Annotated in this window: 20 protein-coding genes; 11 read left to right on the top strand and 9 right to left on the bottom strand. The window is 66.3% G+C overall.

Features of this window, described 5'->3' with window-relative positions:
* Nucleotides 1-85: 85 nt before the first annotated feature.
* Both ShzoTeo12_RS00790 and ShzoTeo12_RS00785 read right to left on the bottom strand, forming a co-directional pair.
* On the bottom strand, nt 86-868 hold the full coding sequence (locus tag ShzoTeo12_RS00790; protein ID WP_119257567.1) for a transporter substrate-binding domain-containing protein: 783 nt from the start codon (nt 866-868) through the stop codon (nt 86-88).
* 28 nt (nt 869-896) lie between these two features.
* Complete coding sequence (locus tag ShzoTeo12_RS00785; protein ID WP_119257566.1) at nt 897-1,670, bottom strand: ABC transporter ATP-binding protein; 774 nt, start codon at nt 1,668-1,670, stop codon at nt 897-899.
* A gap of 213 nt (nt 1,671-1,883) precedes the next feature.
* Here ShzoTeo12_RS00785 and ShzoTeo12_RS00780 point away from each other — a divergent pair, with 213 nt between their 5' ends.
* The 4 genes from ShzoTeo12_RS00780 (at nt 1,884) to ShzoTeo12_RS00765 (ending at nt 6,271) form a co-directional block, all read left to right on the top strand.
* On the top strand, nt 1,884-2,762 hold the full coding sequence (locus ShzoTeo12_RS00780) for a dimethylarginine dimethylaminohydrolase family protein (protein ID WP_318910834.1): 879 nt from the start codon (nt 1,884-1,886) through the stop codon (nt 2,760-2,762).
* Between the two features lie 64 nt (nt 2,763-2,826).
* Complete coding sequence (locus tag ShzoTeo12_RS00775; protein ID WP_119257564.1) at nt 2,827-3,450, top strand: TetR family transcriptional regulator C-terminal domain-containing protein; 624 nt, start codon at nt 2,827-2,829, stop codon at nt 3,448-3,450.
* A 26-nt stretch (nt 3,451-3,476) separates the two neighbouring features.
* On the top strand, nt 3,477-4,667 hold the full coding sequence (locus ShzoTeo12_RS00770; RefSeq protein ID WP_318910832.1) for a pyridoxal phosphate-dependent aminotransferase: 1,191 nt from the start codon (nt 3,477-3,479) through the stop codon (nt 4,665-4,667).
* Nucleotides 4,664-6,271 (top strand): 5-guanidino-2-oxopentanoate decarboxylase, encoded by a 1,608-nt coding sequence (locus tag ShzoTeo12_RS00765; protein ID WP_318910831.1) that lies wholly within the window; start codon nt 4,664-4,666, stop codon nt 6,269-6,271. The genes ShzoTeo12_RS00770 and ShzoTeo12_RS00765 overlap by 4 nt, the downstream gene beginning before the upstream one ends.
* A 60-nt stretch (nt 6,272-6,331) precedes the next feature.
* On the opposite strand, the gene mscL is transcribed toward ShzoTeo12_RS00765, so the two are convergent.
* Nucleotides 6,332-6,772, bottom strand: coding sequence for a large conductance mechanosensitive channel protein MscL (mscL, locus tag ShzoTeo12_RS00760; RefSeq protein WP_119257561.1), 441 nt, complete (start codon nt 6,770-6,772; stop codon nt 6,332-6,334).
* Nucleotides 6,773-6,959: 187 nt separating this feature from the next.
* Here mscL and ShzoTeo12_RS00755 point away from each other — a divergent pair, with 187 nt between their 5' ends.
* Nucleotides 6,960-10,460 carry a PAS domain-containing hybrid sensor histidine kinase/response regulator gene (locus tag ShzoTeo12_RS00755; protein WP_318910829.1) on the top strand — a complete coding sequence of 1,167 codons (3,501 nt, stop codon included), beginning with the start codon at nt 6,960-6,962 and terminating at the stop codon, nt 10,458-10,460.
* Nucleotides 10,461-10,491: 31 nt separating this feature from the next.
* On the opposite strand, the gene ShzoTeo12_RS00750 is transcribed toward ShzoTeo12_RS00755, so the two are convergent.
* The 3 genes from ShzoTeo12_RS00750 to ShzoTeo12_RS00740 form a co-directional block, all read right to left on the bottom strand.
* Nucleotides 10,492-11,244, bottom strand: a complete 753-nt coding sequence (locus ShzoTeo12_RS00750; protein WP_318910828.1) for an alpha/beta hydrolase family protein — start codon at nt 11,242-11,244, stop codon at nt 10,492-10,494.
* Nucleotides 11,245-11,366: 122 nt separating this feature from the next.
* Nucleotides 11,367-12,020 (bottom strand): response regulator transcription factor, encoded by a 654-nt coding sequence (locus tag ShzoTeo12_RS00745; RefSeq protein ID WP_318910827.1) that lies wholly within the window; start codon nt 12,018-12,020, stop codon nt 11,367-11,369.
* A gap of 58 nt (nt 12,021-12,078) precedes the next feature.
* Complete coding sequence (locus ShzoTeo12_RS00740; protein ID WP_318910825.1) at nt 12,079-12,504, bottom strand: hypothetical protein; 426 nt, start codon at nt 12,502-12,504, stop codon at nt 12,079-12,081.
* Nucleotides 12,505-12,611: 107 nt separating this feature from the next.
* Here ShzoTeo12_RS00740 and ShzoTeo12_RS00735 point away from each other — a divergent pair, with 107 nt between their 5' ends.
* The 3 genes from ShzoTeo12_RS00735 (at nt 12,612) to ShzoTeo12_RS00725 (ending at nt 14,542) form a co-directional block, all read left to right on the top strand.
* Nucleotides 12,612-12,959 carry a DUF952 domain-containing protein gene (locus ShzoTeo12_RS00735; RefSeq protein WP_318910824.1) on the top strand — a complete coding sequence of 116 codons (348 nt, stop codon included), beginning with the start codon at nt 12,612-12,614 and terminating at the stop codon, nt 12,957-12,959.
* Entirely contained in the window at nt 12,959-14,044 is a 1,086-nt protein-coding gene (locus ShzoTeo12_RS00730; protein ID WP_318910822.1) for a quinone-dependent dihydroorotate dehydrogenase, read from the top strand. The genes ShzoTeo12_RS00735 and ShzoTeo12_RS00730 overlap by 1 nt, the downstream gene beginning before the upstream one ends.
* Before the next feature lie 138 nt (nt 14,045-14,182).
* Nucleotides 14,183-14,542, top strand: coding sequence for a DUF2934 domain-containing protein (locus ShzoTeo12_RS00725; protein WP_318910821.1), 360 nt, complete (start codon nt 14,183-14,185; stop codon nt 14,540-14,542).
* Between the two features lie 21 nt (nt 14,543-14,563).
* Here ShzoTeo12_RS00725 and ShzoTeo12_RS00720 read toward each other — a convergent pair whose 3' ends face one another.
* From ShzoTeo12_RS00720 to ShzoTeo12_RS00710, 3 genes are all read right to left on the bottom strand, one after another.
* Nucleotides 14,564-15,910, bottom strand: coding sequence for an MATE family efflux transporter (locus tag ShzoTeo12_RS00720; protein ID WP_318910820.1), 1,347 nt, complete (start codon nt 15,908-15,910; stop codon nt 14,564-14,566).
* Nucleotides 15,911-16,017: 107 nt separating this feature from the next.
* Nucleotides 16,018-16,500, bottom strand: coding sequence for a CAP domain-containing protein (locus ShzoTeo12_RS00715; protein WP_318910819.1), 483 nt, complete (start codon nt 16,498-16,500; stop codon nt 16,018-16,020).
* A gap of 2 nt (nt 16,501-16,502) precedes the next feature.
* On the bottom strand, nt 16,503-16,769 hold the full coding sequence (locus ShzoTeo12_RS00710; RefSeq protein ID WP_119257551.1) for a DUF6460 domain-containing protein: 267 nt from the start codon (nt 16,767-16,769) through the stop codon (nt 16,503-16,505).
* A 144-nt stretch (nt 16,770-16,913) separates the two neighbouring features.
* On the opposite strand from ShzoTeo12_RS00710, the gene ShzoTeo12_RS00705 reads away from it, so the two are divergent.
* The 3 genes from ShzoTeo12_RS00705 to ShzoTeo12_RS00695 are packed head-to-tail and all read left to right on the top strand — an operon-like array spanning nt 16,914 to nt 18,805.
* On the top strand, nt 16,914-17,867 hold the full coding sequence (locus ShzoTeo12_RS00705; RefSeq protein WP_318910818.1) for a methyltransferase domain-containing protein: 954 nt from the start codon (nt 16,914-16,916) through the stop codon (nt 17,865-17,867).
* A 19-nt stretch (nt 17,868-17,886) separates the two neighbouring features.
* Nucleotides 17,887-18,516 carry a YitT family protein gene (locus ShzoTeo12_RS00700; RefSeq protein WP_119257549.1) on the top strand — a complete coding sequence of 210 codons (630 nt, stop codon included), beginning with the start codon at nt 17,887-17,889 and terminating at the stop codon, nt 18,514-18,516.
* Between the two features lie 40 nt (nt 18,517-18,556).
* Entirely contained in the window at nt 18,557-18,805 is a 249-nt protein-coding gene (locus tag ShzoTeo12_RS00695; protein WP_119257548.1) for a hypothetical protein, read from the top strand.
* Nucleotides 18,806-18,819: the final 14 nt, after the last annotated feature.

Here is an 18,819-nt window from a genome sequence, read left to right as displayed (position 1 = left end):
AAATGCAACACCGCGTGGGACGCGTCCCCTCTCCCCGCTTGCGGGGAGAGGGTTAGGGTGAGGGGCAAGCGCCCCGAAGGCGATATCAGCCGCCGTAGATGTCGAAGTCGAAATACTTCTTCGAGAACTCTTCGTACTTGCCGTTCTCGCGGATCGCCTTGATCGCGGCGTTGACCTTGTCCTTCAGCTCGGTCTCGCCCTTGCGCAGGCCGACACCGACGCCGAGGCCGAGGACTTCCGGATCGTCCTTGACCATGCCCTTCATGTCGCAGCAGGCAGCGCCCTGTTCGGACTTGAGGAATTCCAGCATCGCCACGGAATCGGCCTGCACCGCATCGATGCGGCCGGCGGCGAGGTCGTTGTTGGCCTCGTCCTGCGTCTGGTATTCCTTGACCGTCACGCCGGCCGGGGCGAAGTACTTGTTGGCATAGACCTGGTGGATGGTCGCCACCTGCACGCCGAGCGTCTTGCCGGCAAGGCCCTCGGGCGTCGGCTCGAACTTCTGGTCCTTCGGGCCGATGATGCCCGGCAGCGTGTTATAGTACTTGTCGGAGAAGTCGATGGTCTGCTGGCGCTCCGGCGTGATCGACATGGAGCCGATGATCATGTCGATCTTGTTGGAGGTCAGCGCCGGGATGATGCCGTCCCAGGCGACCGGCGTGATGACACAGTCGAGCTTTGCCTCGGCGCACATCGCCTTCATGAAGTCCACTTCCCAGCCTTCCCAGTTGCCCGAGGCATCCGGCGAGGTGAAGGGCGGATAGGGCTCGGCGGCGAAGCCGACGCGAACCTGTTCGGCGGCCGCGCCGGAAATGGCCGCAAGGCCGATGGCGGCGGCAAGGGCGATTGTCTTCAGGGCATTCTTCATGTTCTTCCCTCTGTTGGTCTTATGGTTCTCAGTGAATGGAGCTGATGAATTTCTTGAGCCGCTCGGATTTCGGCGCGCCGAAGATCTCCTCGGGCGGCCCCTGTTCCTCAATGACGCCGCCCGCCAGGAACACGACATGGCTCGCCACGTTGCGCGCGAACTTCATCTCGTGGGTGACGAGGATCATCGTGCGCTTCTCCTTGGCGAGGTCGCCGATGACGGAAAGCACCTCGCCGACCAGTTCCGGGTCGAGCGCGGAGGTCGGCTCGTCGAAGAGCATGACATGGGGCTGGATGGCGAGCGCCCGGGCGATCGCCGCGCGCTGCTGCTGGCCGCCGGACAGGAAGGCGGGATAGGCGTCGCGCTTCTCGTAGAGCCCGACGCGGCGCAGCAGCGCCTCGGCCCGCTCGACCGCCTCGTCCTTCTTCACGCCCAGCACATGGACCGGCGCCTCGATGACGTTTTCGAGGATCGTCATGTGCTGCCACAGATTGAAGCTCTGGAAGACCATGCCGAGGCGCGAGCGGATGCGCTGGACCTGCCTGCGATCCGAAGGCATCATGCCGCCATGGCCATCCTTCTTCATGGCGATGGTCTCGCCATGGATCGTCACCGTGCCGGCGCTCGGCAGCTCCAGCATGTTGATGCAGCGAAGGAAGGTGGACTTGCCGGAGCCGGAACCGCCGATGATGGCGATGACGTCGCCCTCATGCGCGGTCAGCGATACGCCCTTGAGAACCTCCAGAGGCCCGAAGCGCTTGTGCAGGTCCGTGACCGCGATTGCCTCGGCGCGTTCCGTCATCGCGGAGACGTCTCCAGCGCACGGAAAATCGATGCATGACCCATGCCAAATTCCCCTGTTTTCAGCGTTCCCGCGGGCATCTTCGGCCCGTCGTTTCGTCTTGTTGAAGCCATCGTGGCACTTGTTAAGAAATTATTCAAGCGTATAATAATCGTATCGCTGACTTTTCCGGCAGCGCCCGTCCAAGATGAATTTTCCTTTGAGGAGCATTGAATGACCGCCTACGGTTCGCAGGAAATGTCGGCCCCTCTGTTGCGCGTGCTGATGCGCCGGCCGGGCGCAAGCCTGAAGGCCGCCGACCCGTCCAAGTGGCACTACGGCCCGACCTTCGACGGCGCGCGCGCCGTCCACCAGTACAAGGCCTTTGCCGAGCTGGTGGAAAAGTCCGGCACGGAGATCATCTGGCTGGAGGACGAGGGCGATGGCCTCGCCGACGCCATGTTCACGCACGACCCGTCGCTGATGTCCGACCACGGCGCGATCCTCCTGCGCATGGGCAAGCCGCTGCGCGTTTCCGAAACGGCCCTGCATGAAAAGGCCTATGCCGAGCGCCAGATCCCGATCCTCGGCCGCATCGAGGGCGACGGCACCGTCGAGGGCGGCGACTGCATCTGGCTCGACGCGAAGACCCTCGTCGTCGGCCGCGGCGTGCGCACCAACCAGGAAGGCATCGACCAGTTGACGCGGATGCTCGCGCCGCATGGCGTCAGCGTGCTCGCCTATGACCTGCCGCTCTGGCAGGGCGAGGAGGCCTGCCTCCACCTGATGAGCGTGATGAGCCCGCTTGCCGAGGACCTCGCTCTCGTCTTCGCGCCTCTCCTGCCGGCCGCCTTCTACCAGATGCTGAAGAAGCGCGGCGTGCGCCTCATCGAGGCCCCGGCGGAAGAGTTCCACGCCAGCAACGGCCTGTCGCTCAACGTGCTGCCGACGCGGCCCCACGAGGTCATCATGGTGGAAGGCTTCCCGGCCACCAAGGCGGCGATGGAAGCGGCCGGCTGCAAGGTCGAGACCTTCGAGGCCGACGCGCTGTGCATCGCCTGCGAGGGCGGCCCGACCTGCCTGACGCGGCCGGTGCTGCGCCGGGCGGCGTAAAGCAATTCCAGCAAAAGTGTAAAGCGGTCTTGCGTCCGGAATTGCGTTGAAACCAGGAGAAGAAATGGCCCGCCGGACCTTCCATCGCGCTCCCGAAGCCGAACGCCGCCACGACCTGATCGAGGCGACGCTCGACTGCATCGCGGAATATGGCCTCGAGGGCGCGACGGTCCGGCAGATCGCCATCAAGGCGGGCGTCACGGCGGGCCTCATCCGGCACTACTTCCAGTCCAAGGAACATATCCTGCAGGAAGCCTACCGCGTCGTCATCGCCCGGCTCACCGAGAAGGCCGAGCGGGTGACGGGCGATCCGGAAACACGGCTACGTGACTTCATCGTCATCAACCTGACGGAGCCGGTCGCCAACAGCCGCAGCCTTTCGCTCTGGGCGTCGTTCATCAGCCGCGTCAGCGTCGATCCAGAGCTTGCCGCGATCCACCGCGAAGGCTATCTCGGCTTCCGCAACGCGCTGGAAGCGCTGCTCGCGGATTTCCTTGCCGAGCGCGGCGTCGACGCCTCGCCGGAGCGTTGCCGGCGGCTCGCCATCGCCATCAACGGCCTGCTCGACGGCCTGTGGCTGGAGGGTTGCCTTGCCGGCGAGCTCTTCGGCGAAAGCGAACTCGTCGAGATCGCGCTCTCCACCATAGAGACGCTTCTCGGACTGACCTTCAGGCCCGCGACGGGCTAAACGAACATTTTCCAGGGAGGACGGCCATGCGCTATGCATCCATCACAGACCGGCTTCAAAATCTCGGCTCGGAGAAATGGGCCATCCATGCCGAAGCGCGGCGCATGAAGGCCGAGGGCAAGCCCGTCATCGAGCTGACCATCGGCGAGCCGGACGTGGCGCCCGACCCGACGCTGCTCGCCGAAGCCATCCGCGCCATGCATGCGGGCCGTTACCGCTATTCCAACGGCCGGGGCGAGCCGGCCGTCGTCGGGGCGCTGGTGCGCAAGTACCAGAAGCGCCGCGGCGACGTGACCGCGGAGAACGTCCTGTGCTTTCCCGGCACGCAGACCGCCCTCTTCGCCGTGATGCTCGGCCTCGTGGAGGCGGGCGATGCGGTGCTCGTCGGCGATCCGCTCTATGCCAGCTACGAGGGCGTCATCCGTGCGACGGGCGCAAGCTGCGTGCCCGTGCCGCTGCGCCCGGAAAACGGATTCCACATGAAGGCGGCCGACCTCGAAGCCGCCATCACGCCGGAATGCCGCGTGCTGCTGCTCAACACGCCGCACAACCCGACCGGCGCCGTGCTGACGGCGGAGGAGATCGCCGAGATCGGCGCCGTCTGCCGCAGGCACGACCTCTGGATCGTCTGCGACGAGGTCTACGAGCAGCTCGTCTTCCACGGTACTTTCGCCTCGCCCTTCGACCATGAGGACCTTGCCGAGCGCACCGTCGTCGTCTCGTCCATCTCCAAGTCGCACGCCGCGCCGGGCTTCCGCAGCGGCTGGGCGATCGGCCCGGCGGAGTTCTGCGCGCGGCTGCTCGCCGTATCCGAGACCATGCTGTTCGGCGGCCAGCCCTTCATCGCCGACATGACGGCCTATGCGCTCGACAATCCCATCGCGACCGCCGCCACCATGCGCCGGAGCTATCAGGCGCGCGCCGCGCGCTTTGCCGATGCGCTTTCCCGCGCGCCCGGCCTCGTGCCGCTGCCGCCGGAAGCCGGCATGTTCATCGTGGTCGACGTCTCGCAGACCGGCATGAGCGGCGAGGATTTCGCCTGGGCGCTGCTGCGCGAGGAATTCGTGGCCACGATGCCCGGCTCCTCCTTCGGCGAGCAGGCGGAAGGCTTCATCCGCCTCAGCCTCACCGTTCCGGACACCCATATCGACGAGGCGTGCCGGCGCATTACCGCGCTTGCCACCCGTGCCACGAGCCCCAAGGAGCGCTACGCATGACCACGAAGACAGTCGGTGAAGTCCTCGTCGACCTTTTGGAAGCCAATGGCGTCGAGGTGGTGTTCGGCATTCCGGGCGTGCACACGGTCGAGCTCTACCGGGGCCTTGCCGCCTCGAAAATCCGCCACATCACCCCGCGCCACGAACAGGGCGCGGGCTTCATGGCCGACGGCTATGCACGCGTTTCCGGCAAGCCGGGCGTGGCGCTCGTCATCACCGGCCCGGGCCTGACCAACACCATCACCGCGATGGCGCAGGCGCGGCAGGATTCCGTGCCGATGCTGGTGATCTCCGGCGTCAACAAGCGCGATTCGCTCGGCCACGGCCGCGGCCTGCTGCACGAGCTGCCGGACCAGCAGGGCATGATGAAGACGCTGGCGCTCTATTCGCACACGCTGCTCAACCCCGCCGACCTGCCGCTCGTCGTCGAGCGCGCCTTCGCCGTGCTGCTCTCCGGCCGCCCCGGCCCGGTGCATATCGAGATCCCGACCGACGTGATGGCCAAGCCCATCGAGACCGGCAGCTTCCCCGCCGCAGTCGCGACGCGCCCGCGCGCCGATGCGGAAACGCTGCAGCGCGCCGCCATTCTCTGCACCAATGCCTCGCGCCCGGTCATCCTCGCCGGCGGCGGGGCGATCACGGCGGAAGAGGAGATCCGCGCGCTTGCCGAGCGCATCGGCGCGCCGGTCGTCACCACCGTCAACGCCCGCGGCATGCTCGCCGGCCATCCCCTGTGCGTGCCGGCCAGCCCCAGCCTGAAGGCGGTGCGGCGGCTTCTTTCCGAGGCCGACCTCGTCGTCGCCTTCGGCACGGAATTCGGCCCGACGGACTACGACATCAATGTCGACGGCGGCTTCCCGCGGCTCAAGACGCTGATCCGCGTCGATATCGACGCCGCGCAGCTCGCCCGCACGCCGCAGACGAGCCTTTCCATCTTCTCCAGCGCCAAGACGGCCGCCGCCGGCATGCTCGGCTTCCTCGAAGGGCACAAGCCGGTCAGCGAGGGCGCATCCCGCGCCGAGACCGCCCGCAAGGCGGCGTGGAAGGAGCTGACACCCAAGATGCAGGCGGAGATCGGCGTCCTCGACGCGATCTGGCGCACGCTGCCGAAGGCGATCGTCGTCGGCGATTCGACGCAGGCCGTCTATGCCGGCAACTACTATTGCGATGCGCCGCGCGCGCGAAGCTGGTTCAACGCCGCGACGGGCTACGGCGCGCTCGGCTACGCTCCGCCCGCGGCCGTCGGCGCGGCTCTGGCCGAGCCCGATGCGCCGATCATTTGCCTCGTCGGCGACGGCGGGCTGCAGTTCTCGCTGTCGGAGATCGGCTCGGCGGCGGATGCCGGGGCGCGCGTCATCTTCCTCGTCTGGAACAATGACGGTTACCAGGAAATCGAGAACTACATGATCGACGCGGGCATCACGCCCGAAGGCGTCAAACCCTCCGCCCCCGATTTCATCGCCATCGGCACCGCCTATGGCGTACCCTCCGAACGGCTCGCGGACGTCAAGGACCTGCCGTCAGCGCTGGAGCGGGCGGGCGGGCGCAAGGGACCGAGCCTCGTCGAGATCCACCAGACGAAGACGGCCGGTGCGACGGCCTGATACATGGCAAAAAGGCCCGGGAAACCGGGCCTTTCTTCATTGAACGCGGTGCTGAAGACCTCAAACCGCCGGGCGGCTCTTGAGCAGATCGCGGATTTCCGTGAGGAGCAGCACGTCTTCCGGCGGCGGGGCGGGCTCGGCGGCGCCGGCTTCCTTTTCCTTCTCCAGCGAGGTGCGCATGCGGTTCACGCCCTTGATCATCAGGAAGATGATCCAGGCGAGGATGAGGAAGTTGATGAGGACGGTGATGAAATTGCCGTAGGCGAAGACCGCGCCCTGTTCGCGGGCGGCGGCAAGCGACGTCGCCGTCACATTGCTCGACAGCGCGATGAAGTAGTTGGAAAAGTCGAAACCTCCCCCTGTCAGGGCGCCGACGATCGGCATGACCAGATCGTTCACGACGGATTCGACGATCTTGTTGAAGGCTGCACCGATAATGACACCCACGGCGAGGTCCATGACATTGCCGCGGGCGATAAACGCCTTGAACTCATTGAGCATGAGGGTCTCCTGTTGCTGCGAGGCCGAAGCAGACTAATTTAGTTTTTCATGGGTTGAAACTGCCAATTGCCAATCTACAGGCGCTTTGCACAGGCGAACATTTCCAACCCCGACCTTCGGCGCAATTTCCTTCCCGCCCGCTTTGGCCTATTCTCGCCGGAAAGGCCGAAGGACTGCGGGAGGAAGCATGCCGGGCTCGCTGATATTCGCCTTGGCGCTCGCCTACCTGCTCCTGCTCTTCGCGGTCGCAAGTTACGGCGACCGCAAGGCCAAGCATTCCGGCCGCTCGTCGAAGGGCCGGCCGCTCGTCTATGCGCTCAGCCTTGCCATCTACTGCACCTCCTGGACCTATTTCGGCGGCGTGGGGCTCGCCACCACCAACGGGCTGGAATTCGCCGGCATCTATATCGGCCCGATCCTGATGTTCACGCTCGGCATGCCGCTGATCCGCCGCATCGTGACGCTGGCGAAATCCGAACGCCTCACCTCCATCGCCGACTTCGTCGCCGCACGCTACGGCAAGAATCCCGGCGTCGCCGCCGTCGTCGCGCTGATCTCGCTAATCGGCTACATCCCCTATATCGCGCTGCAATTGAAGGCGGTCTCCAGCTCCGTCTCCGCCATGGTCGATACGACCGGCTTCGGCATCGCAGCCTCGGGCGGGCTCATCGACCTGCCGCTGGTCGTGACGCTCTTCCTCGCCTGCTTCGCCACCGTCTTCGGCACGCGCCACACGGACGCGACCGAGCACCAGGACGGGCTCATCCTCGCCATCTCGATGGAATCGCTGGTCAAGCTCATCGCCATCGCCTCCGTCGGGCTCTACGTCATCTTCGTGATGTTCGACGGGCCGGGCGACTTGTGGCAGCGCGCCTCGCAAAGCCCGCGCGTCATGCAGGCGCTGACCTACGAGACGCCGGTGGCGCGCTGGATCCTGCTCATCGTGCTGTCGGCCTTCGCCATCGTCATGCTGCCGCGCCAGTTCCACGTGACGGTGGTGGAGAACCGGACGGCGGGCGAACTGCGCACGGCGGGCATCCTCTTCCCGCTCTATCTCGTCGCCATCAACCTCTTCGTCCTGCCCGTCGCCATCGGCGGCGTGATGACCTTCAACGGCCAGGGCGACGGCGACCTCTACGTGCTGACCCTGCCCTTCGCGCTCGACCAGCCGGTGCTGACGCTCGTCGCCTTCATCGGCGGCTTCTCCGCCGCCACCGCCATGGTCATCGTCGCCTCGGTGGCGCTCTCCATCATGGTGTCGAACGACATCGTCATCCCGGTCGTGCTCAGGCGAAACCTCATCGGCGGCGTCGAGCAGCAGGACGACCTTTCGCGCATGCTGCTGCGCATCCGCCGGCTCGCCATCTTCTTCGTGCTGCTGCTCGGCTATGCCTACTATCGCGCGGCGACGGCCAATGCGGGCCTTGCCTCCATGGGCCTCCTCGCCTTCGCGGCGGCGGCGCAGGTCGCCCCGGCGCTGCTCGGCGGCCTCTTCTGGCGCAGCGCCAATGCGCGCGGCGCCATGGCCGGCATGATCTCCGGCCTCGTCGTCTGGGCCTACCTGCTCTTCCTGCCGAGCATCGGCGTCGCGGACAATGCCTATGTCGCCGAAACCATCCTCGGCTTCCTCTTCCCCGGCTCCACCATCTTCACCGGGGATGCCGCCGACCCGCTGGTCAACGCCACCCTCATCTCAATGCTGGTCAATGTCGGGGCCTATGTCGTCGGTTCGCTCACCCGCAACCCGACCTCGCTGGAACGCCTCCAGGCCGGCACCTTCATCCGCTCCAAGCCGCGCCTCGAAAGGGCCTTCCGCGGCCGGCGCACGAAGGTAACGGTCAAGGACCTCAAGAGTACAATCGCCAAATATCTCGGCGAAGAGCGCATGCAGCGTTCCTTCCACACCTATGAGCGGCAGGTCGGCCGCTGGCTGGAGGACAATGCGCCGGCCGACGCCGCCATCGTGCATTTCTCCGAGCAGCTCCTCGGCAGCGCCATCGGCTCCTCCTCGGCCCGCCTCGTGCTCTCGCTCGTGCTCCAGCGTATCGACGACACGCCGACAGATACGGACTGGCTGCTCGACCAGGCCAGCGAGGCCCTGCAATACAATCAGGACATGCTGCAGACCGCGCTCGGCCAGATGGACCAGGGCATCGCCGTCTTCGACAGCGAGGGCAACCTCACCGTCTGGAACCGCCGCTTCCGCCAGCTCCTCGACCTGCCGGAATATGTCGGCCAGGTCGGCTTTCCGCTCGCCGACATCGTGGAGATCCTCGTCGAGCGCGGCGATATCGCCGAGGCCGACCAGGAGGCGGCGATCGTCCGCACCATGACCTTCGACGAGCCCTTCGCGCTGGTGCTTTCCGGCGGCGAGCGCATCATCGAGATCCGCACCAATGCCATGCCGGAAAAAGGGTTCGTCTCCACCTATACCGACATCACCGATCGCGTCGCCGCCGACCGCGCGCTCAAGCAGGTCAACGAGACGCTGGAGCAGCGCGTCGCCCAGCGCACCGCCGAGCTCACCCGCGTCAACACCGAGCTCGCCGAGGCGCGCGCCGCTGCGGAAGAGGCCAATATCAGCAAGACGCGCTTCTTCGCCGCCGCCGGCCACGACATCCTCCAGCCGCTCAACGCGGCACGGCTCTATTCCTCCTCGCTGGTCGAGCGGCTGGGCGACACGGAGAACCGGGCGATGATCCACAATATCGATTCCTCGCTGGAATCGGTGGAGGCGATCCTGGGCGCGGTGCTCGACATTTCCCGCCTCGATACCGGCGCGATGAAGCCGCGCGTGCAGACGGTTCCGCTCAAGGACCTGCTGAAGCGCATCGAGACCGATTTCGCGCCCGTCGCCCGTGCGAAGAACCTCAGGTTCACCGTGCTTTCCTCCTCGCTCGCCATCCGCACGGACCCCAATCTCCTGCGCCGCGTCGTGCAGAACCTCGTCTCGAACGCCATCAAATACACCAATTCCGGCAAGGTGCTCGTCGGCGTGCGGCGCAAGGGCGGGCATGCCTATATCCAGGTGCTCGATTCCGGCATCGGCATCCCCGCCTCGAAATTCCGCACCGTCTTCAAGGAATTCGCCCGGCTGGACGAGGGCGCGCGCACCGCGCCGGGCCTCGGGCTCGGCCTTTCCATCGTCGACCGCATCTCGCGCGTCCTCTCCCATCCCGTCGAGCTGCAATCGACGCCGGGACGCGGCACCAGCTTCAAGGTGCGCGTGCCGATCGATGCCGCCGCCAGCCGCCATGTCGCCGACAAGCCGGCCGTCGTGCCGGCCAGCGACGAACCGCTGAAGGGCCTCAGGGTGCTGTGCATCGACAACGAGCCGAAGATCCTCGACGGCATGCGGCTGCTGCTCTCCGGCTGGGGCTGCACGGTGACGCTCGCCGAATCCGTCGCGGCGGTCGAGGCGCTGGCCGCCGCCGATCCGCCGGCCATCGACGCCGTGATCGCCGACTACCACCTCGACGACGGCACCGGCATTTCCGCCATCGGCAAGCTCCGCGCCGCGCTCGGTCGCGAGGTGCCGGCCTTGCTGGTCACCGCCGACCGCACGCCTGACGTGCGAGCCGAGGCGGACAGGGACAATATCCTCGTGCAGAACAAGCCGGTCCGCCCCGCCTCGATGCGGGCATGGCTGACGCAGTTTTCGGCATTGCAGCGGGAGGCGGCAGAGTAATCAGCAATGACCGGTTAAGGCTTCGAGCGGTTCAACCCAAGGCAAGAAGGTATCGGTCGACATGCTCTTTCCAGAGCGCAGGCTTGAACATCAGCGCGTGCCCCATGGGCGCTGCCACGAATTTTCCCTGCCCACCAGCCGACAGGAACCGGTCGAAATTCCCTCTGCAATGCGCGATCCGGTAGTATTGATCGTAGCTGCCATGGAGCCATAGGGTCGAAATTCCCGACGGTGCACCACGCTCGAAGAGCAGCGGATTGACGAGTTCGTGGCTCAGGCACCCCCTCCCCAACCACCCGCCGTTAAAGTTGATGCAGCCGCAGAACATTCCTGGCCTCATCCCGGCATAGGCAATGGACAATATGCCTCCGCGTGACACGCCCCCGATGATCATCCGGTTCTGGTTTACATCGGATCGACCGCGCAGATGGCGAACGACGGCATCGACGTCATCGACGGCCCGCTCGAAACCGGCGAGCGCGATTTCCGCGTCGCAGGAATAGCCGGAGCCATCTTGAGCAAGGCCCTCGCCATATGCTCCTCCCGATTTGCCCCGTCCTCGACGTTGCGGAAACAGAGCCATCCATCCCCGCGCAATGAAGTAGTCTGCTATGACTGCCGGAGCCATAGTCCTGGAATATAGAGCTCTGTTCTGCCCCCTTCCGGTAGAGCCGTGATTGAACACGACAGTCGGAAAGGGACCATCCCCCTCGGGCCTCGCGGCAACGATCTCCAATCTGACGCCAAGTTCATCGGATGGTATGAAGAATTTTTCGAATTTCATTGGGTTGCCCCGGGAAATATCCGCTCAGCCCGCAATCGCCATTTCAATCGAATGGCCGCGAGTGGCGCAAGGCCGCCAATGTCGCTTGCTCCCGGTTGGCAGGATTTATCGTATGATCCAGATCACGCCGCGGCCTGCGCCGCACCGATCTTGCCGAGCTGGATGACCGCCTGGGTGCGGCTGTCGACATTGAGCTTGAGGAGGATCGCCGAGACATGCGCCTTGATGGTCGCCTCGGAGACGCCGAGCTCGTAAGCGATCTGCTTGTTGAGCAGGCCCTCGGCCAGCATGGCGAGAACGCGCGACTGCTGCGGGGTGAGCGTGCGCAGCCGGGCGATGAGGTCGGCCACCTCGCTGTCCTGCTCCGGCCCGCGCACATAGAAGCCGGGCGTATAGATATTGCCCTCCAGCACCGAGCTTATCCCCTCGCGGATATCCTCGATGGAGGCGGATTTGGAGATGAAGCCGGAGGCGCCGAGATCGAGCGCGCGGCGAATGGTGGCCGGGTCGTCGCTCGCCGAGACGATGACGACCGGAAGGCTCTGGAACTCGGCCCGCAGCGAAATGAGGCCGGAAAGGCCGCTGACGCCCGGCATGGCGAGATCGAGCAGCATGAGGTCGGCGCCCGGATTGGCGGCGGCCGCCTTGCGCGCCGCCTCGAAATCGCCGGCCTCGACGATGTCCGGATTGCCCGCCATTCCGGTCAGCGCCTGTTTCAACGCGCCGCGGAACAGCGGATGGTCATCCGCGATGATGATCGTGAGTGCCGATGCCATGCGCTCCCTCCCAGGAATGTGACGGGCGCAGCACGGTTCTGCCGGCGCAGGTAGCCCGTCAGGTCTTCTGCGGCACCGCCTTGCCGGGGGCGGCTTCCTCCTCGCCATCCTCCAGGTTCTTCACGATGCCCATGAACCTTTGCATCATCTTTTCCATGATGCTCATGGTCCGGTCAATCTCTTCGTCCGACGGGAGCGAGGGTTTTGCGGCCGTCAGGCCGCTCGCCGCGCCCTTTTCGAGCGCTTCGACGCGCTTCGTGAGGAGGTCGAGTTCCTTTTCGAAGGCCGCGCGCTCGTCCGCCGCCATGCGGCAGACGATCTGACCGTCCTGCTCGCGGCAAAGCGATATCTCGCCGGAAACCGTGTCGAGCCGCACCAGGCCGGTCTCGGTCTTCTCCATGCGGTAGCGGCCCTCGCCCTCGGCATGGGCAGAGCCTGCCAGAAGGAGAGCGGCGAAGGTCAGGGGCAGAGCAGAGATTCGCATGCAAAATCCTCCAAGAGCCGGTTTGCGGCCTGTCGCCGGTGGACATTCGCCGTTCTTTGCGGCAAGCGCTACCGTCAAACGCGGCAGCCAATGGAGGAACGGACGAGATGGCGAAAACAATCTACAAGATCGTTCCGGCAAGTCTGTGGCAAGATGCGAAGGACGCCGGGATTTTCAAGGGCGCGGCCATCGACCTTGCGGACGGCTACATCCATTTCTCCACCGCGACCCAGGCGAAGGAGACCGCCGCCCGCCATTTCGCGGGCCAGAGCGACCTTCTTCTTGTCGCCATCGACGGCGATGCGCTCGGCGAAAAGCTCGTCTTCGAGCCTTCGCGCGGCGGCGATCTCTTCCCGCATCTTTATGCCGACCTGCCGCTTTCCGCCGTGCTCTGGGAAAAGCCCCTGCCGCTCGGCCCCGATGGCGCCCACCAGTTTCCGGAGATGTCCCTCTGATGTCGTTTCTCTCGAACCTCGGCCGCAAGGGCCTCTTCCTCTTCGATCCCGAAACCGCGCACGGCCTTTCCATCGCCGCGCTGAAGGCCGGCGTCGTGCCTGCCTGCCCGGTGAAGGCCGATCCGCGTCTGGCGCAGACCGTCGCCGGCATCGTCTTCCCCAATCCGCTCGGCATGGCCGCCGGCTATGACAAGAATGCCGAGGTGCCGGAGGCGCTGCTGCGCCTCGGCTTCGGCTTCACCGAGATCGGCACCGTCACGCCGCGCCCGCAGGCCGGCAATCCGAAGCCGCGCATCTTCCGCCTCATCGAAGACGATGCCGTCATCAACCGCCTCGGCTTCAACAATGAAGGCCATGCCGCCGCGCTCGGGCGCCTGAAAACCTGCCGGCGCGATGCGCTGATCGGCGTCAATATCGGCGCCAACAAGGACAGCGAGGACCGCATCGCCGATTACGTGGCCGGCATCCGTACCTTCTACGACGTCGCGCGTTATTTCACCGCCAACATCTCCTCGCCCAACACGCCGGGCCTGCGCGACCTGCAGGCGAAGGAAAGCCTGCATGCGCTGCTGTCGGCCGTGCTCGCCGCCCGCGCCGAGGAAGAGGCCCGCAGCGGCCGCCCGGTGCCGGTCTTCCTGAAGATCGCGCCCGATCTCACCGAGGAGGGTCTCGACGACATCGCCGAGCTGGCGCTCGCCCATCCGCTCGACGGCCTCATCGTCTCCAACACGACGCTGTCGCGCGAAGGGCTGCGCGACACCCGCCATGCCGGCGAGGCGGGCGGGCTTTCCGGAAAGCCGCTCTTCGAGAAATCGACCGTGGTGCTTGCCAAGATGCGCCGGCGCGTCGGCGAGAGCCTGCCGATCATCGGCGTCGGCGGCGTCTCCTCGGCCGAGACGGCGGCGGAGAAAATCCGCGCCGGGGCGACCCTCGTGCAGCTCTATTCCTGCATGGTCTATGCCGGCCCGACGCTGCCGGGCGAGATCGTGAACGGCCTCTCGCGCATTTGTGATCGCGAGCAGATCGCCTCCATCTCAGCGCTTTGCGGCACGCGCACGGCCCATTGGGCCGATCGTCCCCTCTGATCGTCACACGGGAACCAAACTTTCCCGCTAGGGGTTTTCCCCTTGCGGGTGGAGCGTTCGGCAGAAGCCGGTTCGCACCGCGGTAGCCTGCGCCGACCCCGCCCGAAACGGCCGAAAAGGCCAGGAAGGGACGATACGATGAACGATCACGACGAACGTATCAGGCAAAGGGTCCACGAGATCTGGGAGGCGGAAGGCCGCCCGGAGGGCCGCGAATATTCGCACTGGCTGCGCGCCCGGGCGGAGATAGCGGAGGAGGACGGCGCCGCCGCCCCCCATGCGAAGAGCGGCCTCATCCTGCGCCCCGACCTTCATCCGAAGGAAAGGCTCGACAGGGCGGCCAGGGCCGATATCGCCCGCAATGCGCTTCCGCCCGGCACCGTGCCGGAAAACCCGACGGCGGAAAATCCCGACCGCATCACCCAGATGAAACCCGCCCGCGCCAGAAAGCCTCTCGACGCGCGCGACATGGACGCCCAGCTCGACCAGCCCCTGTAACGGCCGGTCCGCTGAAAGGCCTCAAGCGAATTGCCGCCCCGCCAGCCTCGGCAGGCGGAGCGCCAGGAAAATCCCCCGAAACGCCAGGAACAGGTTGAGCGCGAGCCAGAGCCCGTGATTGCCGAGGAGTGGCACGAAGAGGGCGAGCGCCGCGAGATAGCCGACGAAGGCGGCCAGCATCATGTTGCGCATGGCCGAGGACCAGGTCGCGCCGATATAGACCCCGTCCATCTGGAAGGCGAGCGCGCCGGTGATCGCCGTCAGCGCCGCCCAGGGCAAGTATTTCACGGCCTCCGCCTGCACGCTTTGCGTCGTCGTCAGGAAGCCGATCACATTCGCACCGAAAAGAAGGAAGAGCAGCGTCGTCACGATGCCGAGGCCGAAGGACCAGAGGAACGTGAGCCGGACGGCGCGGTCGAAGGCCGGACGGAAATTCGCACCGAAAGCCCGGCCGACGAGCTGCTCGGCCGCATTGGCGATGCCGTCGAGATAATAGCCGGCCACGAGGAAGATGTTCATCAGCACCGCATTGGCCGCCAGCACCAGCGGGCCCATGGACGAGCCGATGCGTGTCATGATGGCGAAGGCGCCGATCAGCACGAAGGTGCGGATCATGATGTCGCGGTTGAGCGAGAACAGCGCCTTCATGCGCGCGCGGGCGAAGATCTCCGCCCGCGCCGGGCGATGCACCCGGTCGAAACGGGTGACGACGATGAGGAGGCCGGCGAGCATGCCGACCGTCTCGCCGGTGAAGGTGCCCCAGGCGATGCCGGCGACGCCCCAGCCGAGCCCGAGGCCGAGGGTGATCGACAGCACGATGTTGATGCCGTTGATGATCGCCTGCAGGGCGAGCCCCGTCACGCCCTGCCCGCGTCCCAGCACGAAGCCGAGCAGCGCATAATTGGCGAGCGCCATGGGCGCGGCGAGCACGCGGATGGTGAAATAGGTCGAGGTCACCTCGGCGACGGCCGGCGACGGCGCCATCAGGAAGAGGCCGGCGGAGAGCAGGAGCGGCGAAAGCAGCGCGATCGCCAGGCCGCAACAGAGCGCGATGGTGAGCGAGCGCCAGTAGACCGCCTGCTCCTCGCGCCGGTCGCCGCGTCCGAAGGCCTGGGCGACGAGCCCGGTGGTGGAGGCGCGCAGAAAGTTGAAGCTGCCGAGCAGGAGATCGAAGAGCACCGAGCCGACCGCCATGCCGGCCAGCGCATCGGCCGAGCCGAGCCGGCCTGCGACCGCCGTGTCGGTGAGGCCGAGCAGCGGCGTCGTCAGGAAGCCGAGCGTCATGGGAATGGCGATGGACAGCACCAGCCGGTGCGTCACCTCGAAGGGACCGGCCCCTTCGTTTTCCTCTATCGTCGCTGCGCTCATGTTTCCGTCCCCCGCTGCCCCTGCAGCCCCTCATCCGCCTGCCGGCACCTTCTCCCCGCGAGCGGGGAGAGGGAGCATGTTGTGCATGGGGCGAGGGGCAATCCCGCTCAGTTCGAGAGCACCATCGCCCAGTAGCGCCGGTTGCCGGACGCCGGATTGGAGACGACCGCGACGCCGAGGCCGCGATAGTTGCCCAGCATGTTGGCAAGGTGCTTGGGCGACTGGTGCCAGGCCTCGAAGGCCTCCGCCGCGCCTGCCTGCCCGGCGGCGATGTTCTCGGCGGCCGGAAGCGCCACGTCCATGCCCTTCATGCGTTTGCCGAAATTCGCGCCGAGGCCGATATTGTGCTCCATCCGGCCGGCGGCGGCCATGCGGCTTGCCTGATCCATGGCGGCGCGCTGCGCCGCGCCGTCGGCGGCAAGCGCCGGCAGGCCGCGCGTGGCGCGCAGCTTGTTGACCAGGGCGAGCGAGGCGGCGGTCTGGTCGCTGCCGGTACCGGCGGAAGGGGCCGGCGGGCGGGTGGTGCAGCCGGCGGCAAGCGCGGCGACGGCCGCCCCGGAGGCGGCAAGGAAGTGTCTGCGGGAGATCATGATCAGCGACGGTAGCTCAAGAGACGGATGACGATGAAGACCGGGACGACGATGGCGGCGCCGAGCAGCAGGTAGTCGCCGAGGCGGCCCAGCGTCTTGAAGCCGGTGTTCCACAGGTCGATGACGAAATCGCGCGCGGCGATGAGGATGTCATGCGGATAGAGCCCGAAGATCGACATCAGGAAGCCCACGGCCACCGACAGGATCAGCAGCTTGACGATCACGCGGACCGGTGTGTCGCCGAGAAAGCCGTTCACGCCATTCGACATCGGTTGATTCTCCAAAAATTCGTGTCCATCCAGATAAGCCGTCACCGCGCCCGCGGCAAGCAAGCGGGCTTCATGAGAAATCGCTTGCCTTTTGCAACGGCCCTGCCATGTAGCTCAGCCAGCTTTCCCGCATCAAAGGTGCCCATGACGAGCCCGCATTTCTCCTCCGGCGATCTCATCGCCGACCGCCGCGCCGACTATGCCCGCATGTTCGCGGAATCCGGCGAGTTCGCGGAGGCTGCGGAACTCATGGAACAGGCGCTCGAACAGGTGCCGCTCTGGGCCGCCGGGTGGTTCCGGCTCGCCGAATATGCCGAGAAATCGGGCCGGAAGGAGGCGGCGACCGCCGCGCTCGAAAAGGTCGTCGCGCTCGACCCGTCCGACATCTTTGGCGCGACCCTCAAGCTCGCCGTGCTCGGCGCCGCCGAACCGCCCGCCGCGCCGCCGATGCCCTATGTCGAGCGCCTCTTCGACGACTATGCCGACCGCTTCGACACGGCGCTCGTCGAAAAGCTCGACTATACCGTTCCGCAGACGCTCGCCCGGCTGGTGCTGAAACATGCCGGCGCGGACAGCAAATTCGGCCTCGTTTGCGACATCGGCTGCGGCACCGGCCTTTTCGGCGTGGAATTCCGCGCCCATGCCGGCCGGCTGGAGGGCTTCGACCTTTCCGCCGGCATGCTCGCCAAGGCAGAGGAAAAGGCCGTCTACGACCATCTCGCCCAGGCCGACCTTTCGCTTCCCGCCGAGGAAAGCGGCCTTTTCGCGGACGGGCCCGAGGCGCGCGCCGATCTCGTCAGCGCGGCGGACGTGCTGATGTATCTCGGCGACCTTGCCGAGGTCTTCCCGAGCGTGGCGCGCCTTGCGCGGCCGGGCGGGCTCTTCGCCTTTTCGGTCGAGGACGGCGGGACGGGCGATGCGCCGCTGCTGCGCCCCTCCCTGCGCTATGCCCATCCGGAAGCCTTCATCCGCCGGCGGCTGGCCGAAAGCGGCTTCGACCTTCTCGCCCTCGAAAGAAGCGTGATCCGCCGGGATGCCGGCCAGCCCGTGCAGGGCCTGCTCTTCCTCGCCCGGCACCACGGCCAGGCCTGCAACTGAGAACCATCGGAGATCTGCCATGGACAAGCGGCACTTCGGCTTCTGGAACCCCACACCCACCCGCCACACATTGCTGGAGGACGCGCAGGGCCTCTTCGCCAGCAGCATGATCGCCGCGCTCGGCCTTGCCCTGATGGGCAGCGCCGGCCTCGTGGCCAGCGGCACCGCCGGCGTCGCCTTCATCCTGCATTATCTCACGGGCGTCAGCTTCGGCCTCTACTATACCGTCGTGAACATCCCGTTCTATATCCTCGCCCTCAAGCGCCTCGGCCGCGCCTTCACCATCAAGACCATCGCCGCCGTCGCCCTCACCTCGCTCATCACCGAGCTCCAGCCGCACTTCCTCAGCATCGACAGCATCGATCCGATGTGGACGGCGGTGCTGGCCGGCATCCTGCTCGGCTTCGGCCTGCTCGGCCTCTACCGCCACCGCGCCAGCCTCGGCGGCATCGGCGTGCTCGCGGTCTATCTGCAGGAGCGCTTCGGCTGGCCCGCCGGCCTCGTCCAGCTCGCCTTCGACCTCGTCGTGCTGGCCGCCGCCTTCGCCGTCGCCGCGCCCTTCATCGTGCTCTGCTCGGTGGTCGGCGCCGTGGTGCTGAACCTCTTCCTCACCGTCAACCACCGCGCCGACCGCTATATCGCCATGTAGGGGCGTTGGCCGGGGCGGGAAATCCCGGTATTGCGGAGGCATGAAGACCCTTGGCCGCCTTGTCCTCTCCGCCATCCTGGCGATCCTCGCCAGCCTGATCGTCGCGGGGCTGTTTCTGCCCGTCTACGGCATCGTCGAAGGGGGCTCGTACAATTGCCTTTCTGACGGGGTCGGGACATGCCTTTCCGAAATTCCCCTCAGCGCGCTCCTCTACGGGCCGTTGTTTTCCATCGCCGGCCTGCTGGTCCTGACGCCCGTCTTCATGACGATCCTCTCGTGGCGCGATTGACCGCCTGCCCCGGC

This window comes from Shinella zoogloeoides, from assembly GCF_033705735.1.
Classification (GTDB): Bacteria; Pseudomonadota; Alphaproteobacteria; order Rhizobiales; family Rhizobiaceae; genus Shinella; species Shinella zoogloeoides_A.
The sequence above is the reverse complement of the archived record's forward strand: the minus strand, read 5'-3'. Positions and strand labels throughout refer to the sequence as shown.